Here is a 17,075-nt window from a genome sequence, read left to right on the forward strand (position 1 = left end):
TCACCTCAATTCAGCAAAATCATGAAAAAACGCTGGCAATTATCTGTCATAGCATTCGTCCTGCTTACCCTCACACAGGCGTGCAGTGACTTTGGAGATATCAATGTTAACCCTAACAATCCGTCCACACCCAGCACAGCGGGCCTGCTTACCGGCGCGCTGCGCAATGTGGGCCTCATCAATGCGCAGGTAGGCCCGGGGGCGGCCAATATCGTTCCGGCGATGTATGTGCAGCAATTCGGAGATGTGATTTATATTGAAGATTCGAAATACAAGACGATCAACTTCAATTACAATGGCTGGTACGCCGGTCCGCTCATAAACCTGCAACACATTATTGAGCTCAACACCGGTGATGATACCAAAATCAATGCCTCTGCATTTGGCTCCAATACCAACCAGATCGCTATTGCGCGAATATTGAAAGCCTACTTTTTCCAATGGATCACCGACCGGTGGGGCGATATCCCCTATTCCGAAGCGCTGAAAGCCGATGCCGATTTTACGCCCGCATTCGATAAACAGGAAGCCATTTACACCGATTTGTTCAAAGAATGGAAAGAAGCAACGGCCCAGTTCGAAGACGGCAAAGCGATTAAGGGCGACATTCTGCTGAACGGAGATACCGCGAAATGGAAGAAATTCGCCAATTCGCTAAGGCTCGTCGCCGCATTAAGGCTTTCGAAGGTGAAGCCGGATTTGGGTAAGAAAGAATTTCAGGCTGCATTGGACGACGGTGTCATTACCTCGGCGGCAGATAATGTACAATACAAATTCCAGTCGGAATCGAACAACGAAAATCCGGTTTACACCAATTACGTGGTAAGCAACAGAAAGGATTATGCGATGAGCGACGTGTTTGTGACCTATTTGAAAAAAACATCCGACCCGCGTCTTCCTTTTCTGGCAGCCAAGAACATTTCGGGCGAATACGCGGGCGTACCCTATGCCGTAGGCGGCGCGAAAGCGCAGGACTTATCGCTCATCGGCGCAGTGCTTTCCCAACAAAACTCGGCGGTGAACATTATTACTTATGCACAGGTATTGTTTGCGCAAGCGGAAGCTGCCGCATTGGGCTGGACGAACGGGGATGCCAAAGCATTGTACGAATCGGCTGTCGCGGCGTCTTTGCAGCAATGGATGGGTACCGATTATTCTGAAAATGCTTTAAAAGCCTACCTGGCGCATCCGGAAGTTGTCTATTCTCCCAATACCGCCATTGAAAGAATCAGTACGCAACGCTGGATCGCCCTCTTCTTCCAAGGCACCGAAGCATGGTCGGAATGGCGGAGAACCGGGTTTCCGGTATTGAAACCGGCAGCAAGTACCCTCAATGGCGGCACTGAAATTCCACGCCGCCTGGCCTACCCGGTAACCGAAACCACATTGAACGAAGCTAACTATAAGGCCGTCGTCGCCAGTCAGGGCAAGGACGATCATTACACAAGAGTATGGTGGGATAAGCCGTGACCCAGGTAAATTACAAGTTTCCCGATAGTACATTTTCAGCCACGTGCCTCGCGTGGCTGAACTTTTTTTTGCAAAAATCCCGGCAAAGCTTTCAAAACAATGCACTTGTAGCATTGCATCGTTCGATTTTCTTTAACTTTGAGGGTTATCCAACTCTTGAAAAAATGGAATTTCTAAAAAGCGACCGCCTGAATCATCTGAAATACGAGATCCGCGGTGCTACCTACCAGAAAGCGTTAGAGCTTGAAAGTCAGGGCTACAAAATCCATAACCTGAACATCGGTAATCCCGCACCGTTCGGTTTCGATTCGCCCGACGAGATCGTCCACGACATTATCATGAACATCCGCAATGCGCAAGGCTACTCGGATTCACGTGGTTTGTTCGCGGCGCGTAAGGCGATCATGCACTACACGCAAACTATTGGTATTCAAGATGTTGAAATCAACGACATTTTTATCGGAAACGGTGTGAGCGAACTGATCCTGCTCTCGATGCAGGCATTGCTCAACCCCGGCGACGAAATACTGGTACCGTCCCCCGACTACCCGCTCTGGACAGCGGCGATCTCGCTCAGCGGCGGCACACCGGTACATTATATATGTGATGAAGAGGCCGATTGGAACCCCGATCTGGAAGATCTGGAAAAGAAAATCACTTCGCGCACCAAAGGGATTGTCATTATTAACCCCAACAACCCGACAGGCGCCGTTTACGACAAAGAAGTCCTCGCACGAATTGCCCGCATTGCAGAGGAGCATGGCCTGATCATTTTCTCGGACGAGATTTATGACAAGATCCTTTACGATGGAGCGGCACATTACCCGATGGGCTCATTTGTGAATGATACATTGTGCGTTTCTTATGGCGGTTTATCGAAAAACTACCGCTCGGCGGGTTTCCGCGGCGGCTGGATGATCCTTAGCGGCGCGAAACAAAAGGCGAAATCCTACGCGGAAGGCCTGCTCCTGCTCGCAAGCATGCGCCTGTGCGCGAACGTACCCACGCAATACGCGATCCAGACGGCATTGGGCGGTTACCAGAGTATCAAAGAACACGTGGTGCCGACGGGCCGGTTGTACAAACAGATGAATCTTGTTTACGACAGGCTGACGTCCATTCCGGGCATTACTTGCGTTAAACCGAAAGGATCGTTGTATGTTTTCCCTAAAATCGACCTGAAAAAGTTCGGTTTCAAAGCGGACGACCAGTTTGTCTATGAATTACTTTCGGATCAGAAGGTGCTGGTAGTAGCCGGAACGGGTTTCAATTACCATCTGGAACCGCATTTCCGCATAGTGTTCCTGCCTACCGTCGACGAGCTGAACCAGGCGATGGACAAGCTGGAATTCTTCCTCACCAACCGCCGCATTATGTCGACACGCACGGTGGAAGACATCATTGCCTGACGAAAATTTAAACCTAAACCTCCACTGAAAGTACTTATCGCACAATGACCATACCAGACAGAACCATTCAGGAGGCCAAAAGACAACGCCTGTTCCTCCTCCTTTGCGGTATCTTTTTGACCAACGCACTCATCGCGGAGATCATAGGCGGTAAAATATTTTCAGTGGAGACCCTTTTGGGCATTGCCCCGGCACAATTGCCGATCGGCGGCCAGAAGCTGGATTTCAACATGACAGCCGGGGTGATCAGCTGGCCGGTGGTGTTCATCACTTCCGACATTATCAACGAGTATTTCGGCCGAAAGGGCGTTAAAAGAATTTCTTACCTCACGTCCGCATTGATCGTTTACACGTTCATGATCATTTACGCTGCTACCCAGCTCCCTCCGGCGCAGTTCTGGCTCGACCTCAACAATACCGACAGCCACGGCAACACATTCAACATCAACGACGCATTCTCCAAAATCTTCAACCAGGGATTGGGCATTATGATCGGGTCGATCACAGCCTTTTTGCTTGGGCAGTTGTTGGATATTCTTGTCTTCAACTGGCTCCGCAGAAAAACCGGCGGCCGCTTCATCTGGCTCCGTGCCACGGGTTCCACCATGTTTTCACAGCTGATCGACAGCTTCGTGGTGATCGGGATCGCGTTTTATGTTTTCGGGAATTGGGATTTGAAACTGGTCTTTTCAGTAGGGACCATCAATTACCTCTACAAAGGCGTGGTAGCCATCCTTTTGACGCCGCTGTTGTACGTTGCCCATTATTTTATCGACAATTACCTCGGGAAAGAGTACGCGGAAGAGCTTTCGCATCACGCCGCGCAAGAGTAGCCTTAAAGCGGCACTTGCCTCCGCATATTATCCAGCATTACCGCCGTAGCAATGCCGACGTTCAGTGATTCGGCCGCTCCGAAGCGCGGTATCATAATTTTGTCGGTCACAAATTGTTCTACCTGCTCTCCGATTCCATTGGATTCGTTGCCCATGATGATAATGCCGCCACTAGCCGGGTACTTGAATTCATAAAGCGAATCGCCGCCCAGAAATGCACCGATTACGGGTTGCTTTATGTGCTTTATTTGCTCAAAATATTGCGTTAAATCTGTGTAATAGAGGTTTACACGTGTGAATGATCCTTTGGCGGCGGCAACGACTTTCGGATTGTAAATATCAGTTGTGTCACGCGAGCATACGATTTTGGTGATGCCATACCAGTCGGCCACGCGGACAATGGTACCGAGGTTACCGGGATCGCGAACGTCGTCGAGCATGAGCATATATTCCCCCGACGCGGGAGACAAGAATGCATTTTCCTTCGTTTTAGCCACAGCCAGGCACGAATCGTTCGTCTGGAACGATCCCAGCCCTTCCAGCTCCTGAGGAGTAACCGTTTCCAGGGCAAGGTTATGGCGGGTTAAAATACTTGCGTATTTTTGCTGAAATTCCTGTGTTACCAGTACAAACTCGATCTCAAAATCGGAATCCAACAATTCCAGTACGCTCTTGGCCCCTTCCACCACAAATGCCTCGTGAAGCTGCCGGTACTTCTTGATTTTGAGCGAGTTGATATACTTGATACGATTTTTTGACAACATTGAATATTAATTGTAGGACGATATACGGCTGGTTAATTCTCCTGATTCTGACGGGACTGTTTTCCTGCGCACCCAAACCCACTTCCAAAGGCTATTTGCTCGGCAATTCTTCCATCAAGGGGAACCGCGTGATCGGCGATTCGGAGCTGGATGCATTGATTCCGCAGAAACCTAACCGGCGGCTGCTCGGCTTTCCCATCTTTCCTTACGTTGGCCTTTACCGCTTCGGCGAGCTGTTTTATAACCGCGAGGAAAAGCAGCGCAAGGTGATCGAGGTGACGCAAAATTACCAGAAAGAATCCCAGGAACACGCAGATTCTCCCCGAAAGCTTGAAAGAATCAACCGCAGGTACGCCAAAAAGCTGGAAAAAGCGCAGGTACGTGCCACGCAGGGAAACTTCTGGATGCGGGTTCTGGGCGAAGCGCCGGTGTATTACAGCCAGGCCGATGTGGTGGAGAATGCAGAAAAAATGCAGAAATACCTGTATAACAACGGCTTTTTCGACGCAAAGGTAACTTTTGACCCCGACACGATTTTCAAAAGGATCCGGATCAACTACCTCGTCACGGAAAATCGCGCGACCATGATCCGCAACCTGCATTACCAGGTAAGCGACCAGCTCGCGGACAGTCTCATTAGAGCCGATGTGAAGAATGCCGCATTGCAGCCACGCAAGCGTTACGATGGCGATGCATTCGAGGAAGAGCGCATTCGTATTGAAACTTTACTCCGAAACGAAGGCTTTATGGGCTTTTCGCGGCAGAATGTGAGTTACATTGTGAATGACACGATCACAAACCGGCCTACCGACAGCCTGTTCAAATCAGTGGATGTACGCGTGATGGTGGATATGCCTGCGCCGGCTAACAAACGTTACTCGGTTAGTTCGGTCAATTTTGAGGTATTACCGCCTTCCGGCGTGCCGGATTCGGTCTTTCGGAAAGATACGAGCATATTTGAAGGCATTAAATATGTGTTTTCCGACAAGAAGTTTTCGCGCAAAGCGCTCGATACCAAAATGCAGCTCCGTCCGCAAACCTGGTATAGCCAGAAAAAAGAGCGCGACACCCAGCAGCAGCTGTCGCTCACCGACCAATTCCGTTTTGTGAATTACAATTACACCCTCGATTCGACCGGAAAGGGCATTAACAGTTATTTCAAAGCAATCCCGCTCGATAAATACCAGATTTCCACCGACGTAGGTTTGAATGTAATCCAGTTGCAGGGCACACCGGGGCCGTTTGCAAACCTGTCGTACAAGATCAGGAATGTATTTAACGGAATGGAAAACTTTGAGACCAACATTCGCGGCGGCATCGAGCTCGTGCCGAATTTTGTAGGAGACCGCGAAATTTACAAGAGTGAAGAAGTCGGTGTGACTGCCTCGCTCACATTTCCCCGGTTACTTACGCCCCAAAACGTGTTTAAAAGACAAACGGCCAATAGCAACCCGCGGACACAGCTGAGTTTGGGTTATAACTATGTCAACCGCCCGGAATATACCCGTACCAACATCAAGATCAGCACTGGCTATTCATGGCAGCCTAGTCCGACGACACTGGTCAATATCTCCCTGGTCGACCTTAACATTTTGAATACCAGGAACCTGAACCCTAAATTCGACACGCTATTGCTTCAATTGGCAGAGGCAGGCAACAACCTGATTTACAGCTTCAAACCGTCTTTTGTTTCGGACATTAACGCGAGTTTTGTTTACAATACCAATTCCCTGATTGGCCGCCAGAAGAAAGCACACTACTTCCGGATCGCGATAGAGTCCGGTGGTACGAGCCTGAACTTTCTTCCCCGTCAGCAGGATGTGATTAGGGATATTTTCGGTAGGGACAAATCGGGAGAAGAAATCCAGTTTTACAAATACATTCGCTGGAATGCCGATTACCGGCGCTACTGGCCCGTTGGAAGAAAATCGGCATTTGTCGCTCGGGTGAACTCGGGTGCCATTTATAGTTACGGCGATAATGAAGTGCCGCCGTATGAAAAGTACTTCTTTGCGGGTGGCTCCAATAGTGTGCGTGCATGGTTGCCAAGAAGGCTCGGGCCAGGTTCAGCCAAACCGGTTACCTACAATAACTTGTCGATCGAATCCCCCGGCGAATTCCTGCTGGAAGGTAACCTGGAATGGCGGGGCTTTCTGGCCAAATTCTTCGGTGATATTAATTACGCGCTGTTCATCGACGCCGGAAACGTGTGGCGGCTGGGCAGTAATGCTACCGCCGACGATCAGAAGTTTAAAGCCGACAAACTCCTGCGGGAAATGGCTGTTGGTACAGGATTTGGGATACGCTATGACCTTTCGTTCTTCATCCTCCGTTTCGATTTCGGGGTAAAGGTATACGATCCGTCGCAGGACAGCGGAGATCGGTTTGTGCTGGATGATCTGAAATTCAAACACCTTTTCAGGCGTACCGAGGCCAATTCGTTGAATATCAACCTTGGCGTGGGATACCCGTTCTGACCGCATTCCGGTCGTTGCAGACGTATGACAGTTTGTCAGTTTTCTTCCAAATTTTCCTATCTTTGCGCTTTGAGCGTTTAAGAATTCCTTCTCATGGAGCATAGAATTGCAAATTCACTAAAAATATTGACAGAGGCGGACAAGGAAGCCTGTGAAACGGTGCGGGTTTCGGAAAATGAACCACTTTCAGGAAAGAAAAGGCTGTTTATCGAGAGCTATGGCTGCCAGATGAACTTCTCGGACAGCGAAATCGTGGCTTCGGTAATGCGTGAAGCCGGCTTTGCTACAACCTCCGACGTCAACAATGCGGATCTCATATTCCTGAATACCTGCTCCATCCGCGACAATGCGGAACAAAAGGTAAGGAACCGTTTGAAACACCTCAATTACATCAAGAAAAACCGCCCCGGAACGCTCATCGGGGTGCTCGGTTGCATGGCCGAACGCCTTAAAACGAAGTTTCTCGAAGAAGAAAAGATGGTCGATATAGTAACGGGGCCAGACGCTTATCGTGATCTTCCGAGGCTGGTTGAAGAAGCCGGAACAGGGCAGAAAGGGGTAAATGTATTTTTGTCTCGCGAAGAAACCTACGCCGACATTTCTCCTATCCGACTGAATTCCAATAGCGTTTCGGCATTTGTTTCGATCATGCGGGGTTGTGATAACATGTGCAGCTTCTGTGTGGTGCCGTTCACACGGGGGCGTGAACGCAGCCGCGACCCCTATTCGATCGTGAAGGAAGCGGAAACGCTCTTCCACGATGGCTACCGCGAAGTAACATTGCTCGGCCAGAATGTGGATAGTTATAAATGGACACCCGAAGGCGAAGCGGTGAACGGAGCTTTGGGAGAAACCCCTGTAAATTTTGCGAACCTGCTCGAAATGGTCGCCAAAGTCAATCCGGAACTGCGGGTCCGTTTCAGTACTTCCCACCCCAAAGACATTACCGACGAGGTGTTGTATACCATCAAAAAGTACGACAACATCTGCAACCACATCCATTTGCCGGCCCAAAGCGGCAATACGCGCGTGCTGGAAATCATGAACCGGACTTACAGCCGGGAGTGGTATATTGACCGCATCGACGCGATCCGGCGGATTCTCGGCGAAGATTGCGGCGTTTCGCATGATATGATCGCCGGCTTTTGCACAGAAACCGAAGAAGAGCACCGGGATTCGATGTCGCTGATGGAATACGCCCGGTTTGATTTCGGATACATGTTTACCTATTCCGAACGCCCCGGTACGCTCGCGGCGAAGAAGTTTGCGGACGACATTCCGGAAGAAGTCAAGAAAAGACGGCTTGCGGAAATTATTGAAGTACAACGGCGCATTTCACTCGAACGCAACCAGCGATTGCTGGGCACTGTTCAGAAAGTGCTGATCGAAGGCCCTTCCAAAAAATCGGATGAGGACTTCAGCGGACGGAGCGACCAAAACAAGATGGTCGTGTTCCCACGCGAAAACCATAAAAAAGGACAATACGTCGACGTGCTCATTACCGACTGTAACGCCGCCACCCTGCTCGGCCGCGTGTTGCTGCCCGAGCCGCTGCTGGGCTGATGCATTGTCCTGTCTTTAAACCCGTTTTGACATTTAACTAAGGCTTTCGGCTAGCCGGAAGCCCTCAGATATTTCATGGATTCATCGGAAATACAAGCAATAAAGAACCGCTTCGGGATCATCGGCAACTCGTCGGGCCTGAACCACGCGATCAATGTGGCCGTCCAGGTCGCAGCGACTGACCTGACGGTTTTGATCACCGGTGAAAGCGGAAGTGGTAAAGAATCATTCTCGAAAATCATTCATAGCCTCAGCTCCCGCAAGCACGGGCCTTTCATTGCCATCAACTGCGGCGCCATTCCGGAAGGAACGATCGATTCGGAGCTGTTCGGGCACGAAAAAGGGGCATTTACCGGTGCACTGGATGCCAGGAAAGGTTACTTCGAAACAACCAACAGCGGGACCATTTTCCTCGACGAAGTAGGCGAAATGCCGCTCGGTACACAGGCAAGGTTGCTCCGCGTTTTGGAAAATGGGGAATATATTCGTGTCGGCTCTTCCAAAGTTTTGAAGACAAATGTCCGCGTAGTAGCGGCAACAAATGTCAACCTGCTCGACGCGGTGAACAATGGAAAGTTCCGCGAGGATTTATACTACCGGCTAAATACCGTTCCCATTTACGTACCGCCGTTGCGCGATCGTGGTGAGGATATCCTGATGCTTTTCAGAAAGTTTACCAATGATTTCTCCGAGCGGTACCGCACCAAACCGGTAAGGCTCGACGGCGAAGCGCGTGATCTTTTGACCCAATATACATTTCCCGGCAATATCCGGCAGCTGAAAAATATCGCGGAGCAGATTACAATTCTTGAAACGGATAAGGAGCTGCCTATCAGCATTGAAAGGCTAAACCACTACCTAAACCCGGTGCAGCCATCGAGCCGGAAAGCATTGGTACCGCTGCGTTCCAATGACGGTGACAGCACCTCGTTTTCAGAAAGGGAGCTTCTATATAAAGTACTTTTCGATATGCGGCGAGATATGACAGAACTGAAAAAACTCGTCAGAAATGTGCTGGAAAATGAAAAGTATGGCGGTGACATTCTGAAAGACCATCAGGAATTGTTCAGTTCGCTGAATAATGTCGAATCCGTTATCACAACGCCTACCATCGAGCCCGCCCGGTTGCTCTCGCCCCCGCCGTCGCGCACGGTCGACCTCGACCGCTATTCCGACGAGCGCGACGAGATCGAGGATGTAGTGCACGTCACCGCCGAGGAGGAATCGCTTTCTCTGGAAGACAAGGAGAAGGAAATGATCATCAAGGCGCTGCGCAAAAACAATAACAAGCGAAAGTACGCCGCCAATGCATTGGGCATTTCAGAGCGCACGTTATACAGGAAGATTAAACAATACGACATTGAAGAATAATAGTAACGCCCGGCTTCTGTGGGCATTCCTGGTACTGATTTGCCCCGTTTTCATATCGGGCTGCGGCGTGTATTCATTTACCGGAACGAACCTTTCTCCTGATATCAAGACATTCAGCGTGCTCAACTTCACGATGGGTACAGCCGGTGGCCCTGCCGATTTGCCACAACGCATTACGGAAGATTTGAAAGAATATTTTCAACGGAATACCAGCCTCGTAAGCCAGCCCGGCGGAGGCGACCTCGTGCTCGAAGGCTCTATTACCGGCTACGACGTTACGCCGGCGGCGCCCACAGCGAATGACCAGGCAGGTCTGAACCGGTTGAATGTGACCGTGCAGGTGCGTTATACCAATGCGAAAGACGAGACCAAAAATTTCGATCAATCATTCACGTACTACGCCGATTTTCCTCAGGATCAGACGCTTAATCAGAACGAAGCGCGATTACTGCCCACCATTCGCGAAAACATCGTCCAGCAGATATTTAATAAATCCGCCGCCGACTGGTAGGAAAAGCCTGCTCCAAGCTTTCAATTTTTACAACCCGAATTTCTCAACACAACCCGGAATATGGCGCTCATCGATAAGGAAACATTTGATCAGTTGGTGAAAAACCCCGGCCTGATTACCGCAGATGTGATCCCGCAGCTGGAAGCCACGGTCAACGCATTTCCGTATTGCCAGATCCCCTATTCGATGCTGGCGAAGGCATCGAGCCTGGCCGGTACCGACAAACTGGAAGAAACGCGCCCACGCGCAGCCGCCTACGCACTCAGTCGTGTGGCATTGCAGCAACTCGTCGAAAGCGACAATGAGCGCTACGACGCCACGGTGGATGTGGACGACATTCTCGAACCGCAGGTAACGCCCGAGCCGCTCGACAGCGACGACATATTGATAAGTACCGTAGAGCAGCAGGCTTCCGCCGAGTTGCAACGCACCGAAGAGCAGCGCCGCCAGCAGCAGATCATTCAGGGTTTTATGAAAAAGAACCCGCGAATTCCGCGTCAGGACAACAACCTGGAACCTGTCAGCATCGATCTCAGCAGCCGTTTGGCAGGCGGCAATGAAGGTGGCATTGAAACAGAAGCATTTGCCAATATCCTCGTCCGCCAGGGCAAAATTGAAAAGGCGATAGACGTCTATCAAAAATTGATTTTGAAAAAACCGGAAAAAAGGAATTACTTTGCGAAAAAATTGAGCGAACTATACGCACGGTCGTAAGGAGTTTATGAGTTCAGGAGTTTATAAGTTTATAGTCCGGGAGTCAGGAAGTCATTAGGTCAGGTGTAGTCAGTCATTCGTTCATTCACTAATTCACACATTCACTCATTCAATCATTCAGTCATTCAAAATTCAATTTAAAAGATGTATTTGGGTTTAATTATTCTGGTTGCCATTGTTGCAGTATTGTTGATTTTGGTCGTTTTGGTCCAAAATTCAAAAGGAGGAGGGCTTTCAAGCGAGTTTAGCGGCGCAGGAACTACCCAAATGTTTGGTGTTAAAAAGACAACCGACCTGCTTGAACAAATCACATGGGGTCTGGCAAGCGCAGTGATCATCATTTCACTGGCTTCTTATATTATGGTAGGCGGTGCGAATACCGGCGCCGGTATCAATAGTGTAAACGTGGACAGAGCTCAGAATGCAGTGGTACCAGGTGGCAAAATCGCTCCTGCACCTGCTGGAACCGAAGGCGCTGCTCCTGCTGCTGGCGAAGCTGCTCCTGCTGGAACAACCACTCCCGCTGCAACTCCTGCGGACACTGCGAAAAAATAATTGCGGCATTAGCCGATAAAAAACCTGCGATGTTCGTCGCAGGTTTTTTTATGCCCGATATTTAAAATCAGTTACGCTACATTAATCTCCCGCAGCATCAGCCGCTCCGCTACCGGGAGCAACGTTTCTTGCAAAGGATATTCGTATTTCGATTCCACCACGTAAGTCGCGGGGTTAGGCAATGCGCGGTTGCGCTTCGTGAGATCGACTTTGATTTGCGAAATGGTATTACCGACGCCAATGCGCACGGTATCAACGTAAAATGTTTTTAGGTAACGCTCTTTCAATGCATTGTACAGCGCTAACTGGTATTGAAAAATGCTCACCATCGGCTGAAATGTGTGCAGAAACAGCAGGTAACCTTCCTGCAAATGCAGCGGCACAATGCCTACGGGCGACACTTTTACATTCTCCTCCACTTCCGAAAACCGCTCCGAACCTTCGTCAATGGATTTCGAAAAGCGCGGGATCGCAAAGTCGAGAATGTAGTTCAGATCGGACATGAATGGGTCGTCCTGGTGCGTCTCCTCGTACTGCAATTGCCAGGTTTTCACATCAATACCTGTCAGGTTTTTGGGTAAACTCGTCCTGATCCTGCTTTTATTAGTCTGGACGCTGACACAGGCATCGAGATGCTGCTTCAATTCTGGCAGACAAGGGTGCAAACGGTTGTGTGTGAACTGGTCCCGAACGTGCTGAAAGTAGCCCATCAGCACATATTTTTTGTATTCAAAATCAAAAATTCCTTCGGTAAGCCAGTTTTTATCGAGTTCTGACATAGGGTTTTCAATTTGGTGCCGATAAAATTTAGTGAATTCCATTGCTGAAAGCAAGATTTCAGCATTCCTGACACGCAAATGACATTATAGTACTATAACGACTAGCCGAAATACAAATTTGTCACACTTGCCGGAAAAAATGTCAGAACAGAAATACCTGGCACAGATTGTGCTATCGGGGATGGAGTCTAATCATTACTGACAATTAAAATAAACGTTTAATATTTATGTCAACTTTAGCAGAAATACAAGTGAATGTACAACCGCTAGCTGACCGCGTTCTGATCGAACCTGCCCCAGCCGAAGAAAAAACAGCATTTGGTATCATTATCCCTGATACTGCAAAAGAAAAGCCACAACGCGGAACCGTATTGGCAGTAGGCCCCGGTAAAAAAGACGAGCCTCTTACAGTAAAAGTTGGAGATACCGTATTGTACGGTAAGTACTCAGGCACTGAATTGGCATACGAAGGAAAAGACGTCCTGATTATGCGCGAGTCGGATATCTACGCAATCGTAGGTTAATCCAAACTACTCAGATTCAACAGTTTCTCTTAAAGTTTTTCAAATTCAAAAACAGTTATGTCTAAGAAAATATTTTTTGACACAGAAGCACGCGATAAGATCAAGAAAGGCGTGGATACCTTGGCTGACGCCGTTAAGGTTACTTTGGGCCCGCGTGGCCGTAACGTGGTAATCGACAAGAAATTCGGTTCTCCAAGCATCACAAAGGATGGTGTTACTGTTGCCAAAGAAATCGACCTGAAAGATCCTATCGAAAACATGGGAGCTCAGTTGGTGAAAGAAGTAGCTTCCAAAACTGCTGATTCAGCAGGTGATGGCACTACTACTGCTACCGTTCTCGCACAAGCTATCTACTCGATCGGTGTGAAAAACGTAGCGGCTGGTGCTAACCCAATGGACCTGAAACGCGGTATCGACAAAGCGGTTGGTACGATCGTGAAAGATCTGGAAGCTCAGAAAAAAAATATCTCTACTTCAAAAGAAATCGCTCAGGTTGCAACTATCTCTGCAAACCATGACGAGGAGATCGGTAACATGATCGCCGAAGCGATGGACAAAGTAGGTAAAGAAGGTGTTATCACTGTGGAAGAAGCACGCGGAACTGAAACAGAAGTTAAAACTGTGGAAGGTATGCAGTTCGACCGTGGTTACCTGTCTCCATACTTCGTAACCAACACCGAGAAAATGGAAGCTGAACTGGAACGCCCGTTCATCCTGATCTCTGAGAAGAAAGTTTCTTCTATGAAAGAACTTCTTCCTGTGTTGGAAGCAGTTGCACAAACCGGCCGTCCTTTGCTTATCCTTGCAGAAGACGTTGACGGAGAAGCACTTGCTACATTGGTAGTAAATAAAATCCGCGGTGCATTGAAAGTAGCGGCTGTTAAAGCTCCTGGTTTCGGTGACCGTCGTAAAGCAATGCTGGAAGATATCGCTATCATCACTGGCGGTACCGTTATCAGCGAAGAGCGTGGTTTCAAACTGGAAAACGCTACGTTGGACTACCTCGGTACTTGCGAAAAAGCGATTATCGACAAAGACAACACTACTTTGGTAAATGGTAGCGGTGCATCTGAAGACATTCAGGCACGTGTTAACCAGATCAAAGCGCAGATCGAAAACACTACATCTGACTACGATCGCGAAAAACTTCAGGAGCGTCTGGCGAAACTGTCAGGTGGTGTAGCAATCCTTTACATCGGTGCTGCAACTGAGGTTGAAATGAAAGAGAAAAAAGACCGCGTTGACGATGCGCTTCACGCAACCCGCGCTGCGGTTGAAGAAGGTATCGTTGCAGGTGGTGGTGTAGCGTTTATCCGCGCAACCGCTTCTCTCGACAACCTGAAAGGTAACAACGAAGACGAAACAACCGGTATCAACATCATCCGTGCTGCTTTGGAAGCTCCATTGCGTACGATCGTGTCTAACGCTGGCGGCGAGCCTTCGGTTGTGATCAACAAAGTGAAAGATGGTTCAGGTGCTTTCGGTTACAACGCGAAAGACAACACTTACCAGGATTTGCTCGAAGCTGGTATCATCGATCCTAAGAAAGTATCTCGTCTGGCACTTGAAAACGCGGCATCTATCGCTGGTCTGTTGCTTACAACAGAATGCGTGATCGCTGACGAACCAGAAGAAGCTCCTGCTGGCAGTGGCCACAGCCACGGCGGCGGAATGGGCGGCATGATGTAATCAGCCTCCGTTTCTTCGGAACATATAAAAACCGGCTGTCAGGTAACTGGCAGCCGGTTTTTTGTTTGGCCGCGGAGCGGCCTCCTGTTTCTAGAATGGAATGATCGTAGATGGAGTCGTCTCCGTCAGGAGACTCCTATCGGAGTCAAACCGAATGCTGTACCATCAGACCATCTTGCATTACCAAACGGCGATCCGCCATTTCGGCGAGCTCTTCGTTGTGCGTCACGATGATGAACGTCTGCCCCGTTTCGTCCCGGAGTTTGAAAAACAGTTGATGTAAATCCAATGCATTATGCGAATCCAGGTTACCGCTCGGTTCATCGGCCAGAACGATGGCGGGACGGTTCAGCAATGCACGGGCGACTGCGACGCGCTGCTGCTCGCCGCCTGATAATTGTGAAGGTAAATGATCCATTCTACCGGCCAATCCCAGCAGTTCAAGCAATTCCTTCGCACGCGCCTGAATGTCCTTTTCATCAGCATTCCCGCTGATATAACCCGGCATACACACATTCTCCAACGCGGTGAACTCTGCCAGCAGGTTATGGAACTGAAAAATGAAACCGATCTTCTCGTTGCGGAACTTCGCGAGGTCTTTGTCCTTTTGCGTGAAGACATTAATGCCCTCAATGAACACCTCGCCCTGCTCCGGCCGGTCGAGCGTTCCGAGGATGTGCAGGAATGTACTTTTTCCCGCTCCCGACGGCCCGACAATGGCTACTACTTCCCCCTTTTTGACTTCGAGATCAATGCCTTTTAAAACTTGCAATGAACCGTAAGTACGCCTGATCCCGCTCGCCCGAAGTAGCTCCATAATGAAAAGATAATTGCGCCGAAAACTCGCCCGTTTTGATTAATTCCTTAATTTGCCGTGAAAATACCAATTTACTTTTATACTCATGAATATTCACGAATATCAAGGCAAAAGCGTTCTTAAAAAATACGGTGTGCGTATTCAGGAAGGCCTCGTAGCCGACACTCCGGATAAAGCTGTGGAGGTTGCACGTGAGCTTAGCCAGCAAACAGGCACCAAATGGTATGTTGTAAAATCCCAGATCCACGCGGGTGGCCGCGGAAAAGGTCGCATCGTCGGCAGCGAACAGCGCGGTGTGGCATTGGCTAAGTCTGTTGAAGATGTCAGGACCATCTCCAACAACATTTTGGGCAAAGTATTGGTAACGCACCAGACCGGTGCAGAAGGCAAGAGAGTTAACAAAGTCCTGATCGCAGAAGACGTATACTATCCAGGCCCAAGCGAGCCGAAAGAATATTACCTGTCGATCCTGTTGGATCGCGGCAGAAACTGCAACGTGATCATGGCCAGCACCGAAGGCGGTATGGACATTGAAGAAGTGGCAGAGCATACTCCCGAGAAAATCATCAAAGAATGGATCGATCCTAAGGTTGGATTGCAGCCGTTCCAGGCGCGTAAAGTGGCATTCGCCCTTGGTCTGGAAGGTGACGCGTTCAAGGAAATGGTGAAATTCATCTCTGCATTATACAGAGCTTACGCGGAAAGCGACTCGTCGATGTTCGAAATCAACCCGGTTTTGAAAACATCAGATAATAAAATCCTAGCCGTAGATGCCAAGGTGGATCTGGACGACAATGCATTGTACCGTCACCCTGAACTGGCTGAAATGCGCGACACCAACGAAGAAGATCCTTTGGAAGTAGAAGCAGGCGCTAACAACCTGAACTACGTGAAACTGGACGGAAACGTAGGTTGTATGGTAAACGGAGCCGGTCTGGCGATGGCTACCATGGACTTGATCAAATTGTCGGGTGGTGAGCCTGCCAACTTCCTCGACGTAGGCGGCGGCGCGAACGCACGCACGGTAGAAGCAGGTTTCCGTATCATCCTGAAAGACCCGAACGTAAAAGCGATCCTGATCAACATCTTCGGCGGTATCGTTCGTTGCGACCGTGTTGCCGCGGGTGTGGTAGAAGCTTACAAAGCAATCGGCGAAATCCCTGTACCTATCATCGTTCGTCTGCAAGGAACGAACGCAGAAGAAGGCGCACGCATCATCAACGAATCCGGCCTGAAAGTATATTCAGCGATCGAATTCAAAGAAGCTGCTGCGAAAGTTTCTGAGGTACTGGCTGAGCTGGGCGTTTAAGGAACACCGACGATATAACATCAAATATTAATGTCCCCTGGGCGCGAAGGCACCCAGGGGACATTCGTTTTAAATGCCATGTATTTTTGGTTACAATTCTTTCGGTGCGCTGCACCTTACCCAAAAAAATCGACAACCATCCTATTACAAATATTATGGTGCTCTGCACCTTTTCGTCATGCGAGAAGGCGCAACGCACCGCAATATTTGTAAATAAACGGACGACAATCATTAACCCCAAACGCCCAGGTGCAGCGCACCGCAATATTTGTAGATAAACGGACGTCAAT

15 protein-coding genes are annotated in these 17,075 nt (G+C 49.3%); 12 read left to right on the plus strand and 3 right to left on the minus strand.

The features are described from left to right. Positions 1–21: 21 nt before the first annotated feature. The 3 genes from BLQ88_RS30575 to BLQ88_RS30585 all read left to right on the plus strand — a co-directional run bounded on the left by BLQ88_RS30575 (position 22) and on the right by BLQ88_RS30585 (position 3,712). Complete coding sequence (locus tag BLQ88_RS30575) at positions 22–1,470, plus strand: SusD/RagB family nutrient-binding outer membrane lipoprotein (RefSeq protein WP_090156827.1); 1,449 nt, start codon at positions 22–24, stop codon at positions 1,468–1,470. Between the two features lie 164 nt (positions 1,471–1,634). After that, entirely contained in the window at positions 1,635–2,879 is a 1,245-nt protein-coding gene (locus BLQ88_RS30580; RefSeq protein ID WP_090156902.1) for a pyridoxal phosphate-dependent aminotransferase, read from the plus strand. A gap of 44 nt (positions 2,880–2,923) precedes the next feature. Next, a complete protein-coding gene (locus BLQ88_RS30585) occupies positions 2,924–3,712 on the plus strand; it encodes a queuosine precursor transporter (RefSeq protein ID WP_090156828.1) in 789 nt (262 codons plus the stop codon). Positions 3,713–3,714: 2 nt separating this feature from the next. On the opposite strand, the gene BLQ88_RS30590 is transcribed toward BLQ88_RS30585, so the two are convergent. Continuing rightward, positions 3,715–4,476, minus strand: coding sequence for a TrmH family RNA methyltransferase (locus BLQ88_RS30590; protein WP_090156829.1), 762 nt, complete (start codon positions 4,474–4,476; stop codon positions 3,715–3,717). Here BLQ88_RS30590 and tamL point away from each other — a divergent pair. The 6 genes from tamL to secG all read left to right on the plus strand — a co-directional run bounded on the left by tamL (position 4,476) and on the right by secG (position 11,667). Beyond that, positions 4,476–6,953 carry a translocation and assembly module lipoprotein TamL gene (gene tamL, locus BLQ88_RS30595; protein WP_229212937.1) on the plus strand — a complete coding sequence of 826 codons (2,478 nt, stop codon included), beginning with the start codon at positions 4,476–4,478 and terminating at the stop codon, positions 6,951–6,953. The two genes, BLQ88_RS30590 and tamL, sit on opposite strands and share 1 nt — an antisense overlap. Positions 6,954–7,046: 93 nt before the next feature. Further along, a complete protein-coding gene (gene miaB, locus BLQ88_RS30600) occupies positions 7,047–8,516 on the plus strand; it encodes a tRNA (N6-isopentenyl adenosine(37)-C2)-methylthiotransferase MiaB (protein WP_090156830.1) in 1,470 nt (489 codons plus the stop codon). A 75-nt stretch (positions 8,517–8,591) separates the two neighbouring features. Then, positions 8,592–9,887, plus strand: coding sequence for a sigma-54 interaction domain-containing protein (locus BLQ88_RS30605; protein ID WP_090156831.1), 1,296 nt, complete (start codon positions 8,592–8,594; stop codon positions 9,885–9,887). After that, positions 9,877–10,398: an LptE family protein gene (locus BLQ88_RS30610; protein ID WP_229212938.1), complete on the plus strand. Its 522-nt coding sequence runs from the start codon at positions 9,877–9,879 to the stop codon at positions 10,396–10,398. Before BLQ88_RS30605 ends, BLQ88_RS30610 begins: the two co-directional genes overlap by 11 nt. Before the next feature lie 60 nt (positions 10,399–10,458). Then, entirely contained in the window at positions 10,459–11,112 is a 654-nt protein-coding gene (locus tag BLQ88_RS30615; RefSeq protein ID WP_090156832.1) for a DUF8458 domain-containing protein, read from the plus strand. A 144-nt stretch (positions 11,113–11,256) separates the two neighbouring features. Beyond that, on the plus strand, positions 11,257–11,667 hold the full coding sequence (gene secG, locus BLQ88_RS30620; RefSeq protein WP_090156833.1) for a preprotein translocase subunit SecG: 411 nt from the start codon (positions 11,257–11,259) through the stop codon (positions 11,665–11,667). A 71-nt stretch (positions 11,668–11,738) separates the two neighbouring features. On the opposite strand, the gene BLQ88_RS30625 is transcribed toward secG, so the two are convergent. Continuing rightward, positions 11,739–12,446 (minus strand): hypothetical protein, encoded by a 708-nt coding sequence (locus tag BLQ88_RS30625; RefSeq protein WP_090156905.1) that lies wholly within the window; start codon positions 12,444–12,446, stop codon positions 11,739–11,741. A gap of 227 nt (positions 12,447–12,673) precedes the next feature. Between BLQ88_RS30625 and BLQ88_RS30630 the strand changes: the two genes are divergently transcribed. Together BLQ88_RS30630 and groL are read left to right on the plus strand one after the other, a co-directional pair. Beyond that, complete coding sequence (locus tag BLQ88_RS30630; RefSeq protein WP_015812198.1) at positions 12,674–12,970, plus strand: co-chaperone GroES; 297 nt, start codon at positions 12,674–12,676, stop codon at positions 12,968–12,970. 57 nt (positions 12,971–13,027) lie between these two features. Then, a complete protein-coding gene (gene groL, locus BLQ88_RS30635; protein WP_090156834.1) occupies positions 13,028–14,659 on the plus strand; it encodes a chaperonin GroEL in 1,632 nt (543 codons plus the stop codon). A gap of 145 nt (positions 14,660–14,804) precedes the next feature. Here the strand turns inward: groL and BLQ88_RS30640 are convergent, their stop codons facing one another. Beyond that, positions 14,805–15,476 carry an ABC transporter ATP-binding protein gene (locus BLQ88_RS30640; RefSeq protein WP_090156835.1) on the minus strand — a complete coding sequence of 224 codons (672 nt, stop codon included), beginning with the start codon at positions 15,474–15,476 and terminating at the stop codon, positions 14,805–14,807. A gap of 85 nt (positions 15,477–15,561) precedes the next feature. Between BLQ88_RS30640 and sucC the strand changes: the two genes are divergently transcribed. After that, positions 15,562–16,785, plus strand: coding sequence for an ADP-forming succinate--CoA ligase subunit beta (gene sucC, locus BLQ88_RS30645; RefSeq protein ID WP_090156836.1), 1,224 nt, complete (start codon positions 15,562–15,564; stop codon positions 16,783–16,785). Positions 16,786–17,075: the final 290 nt, after the last annotated feature.

Origin of the sequence: Dyadobacter soli (assembly GCF_900101885.1) — a bacterium.
Taxonomy (GTDB): domain Bacteria; phylum Bacteroidota; class Bacteroidia; order Cytophagales; family Spirosomataceae; genus Dyadobacter; species Dyadobacter soli.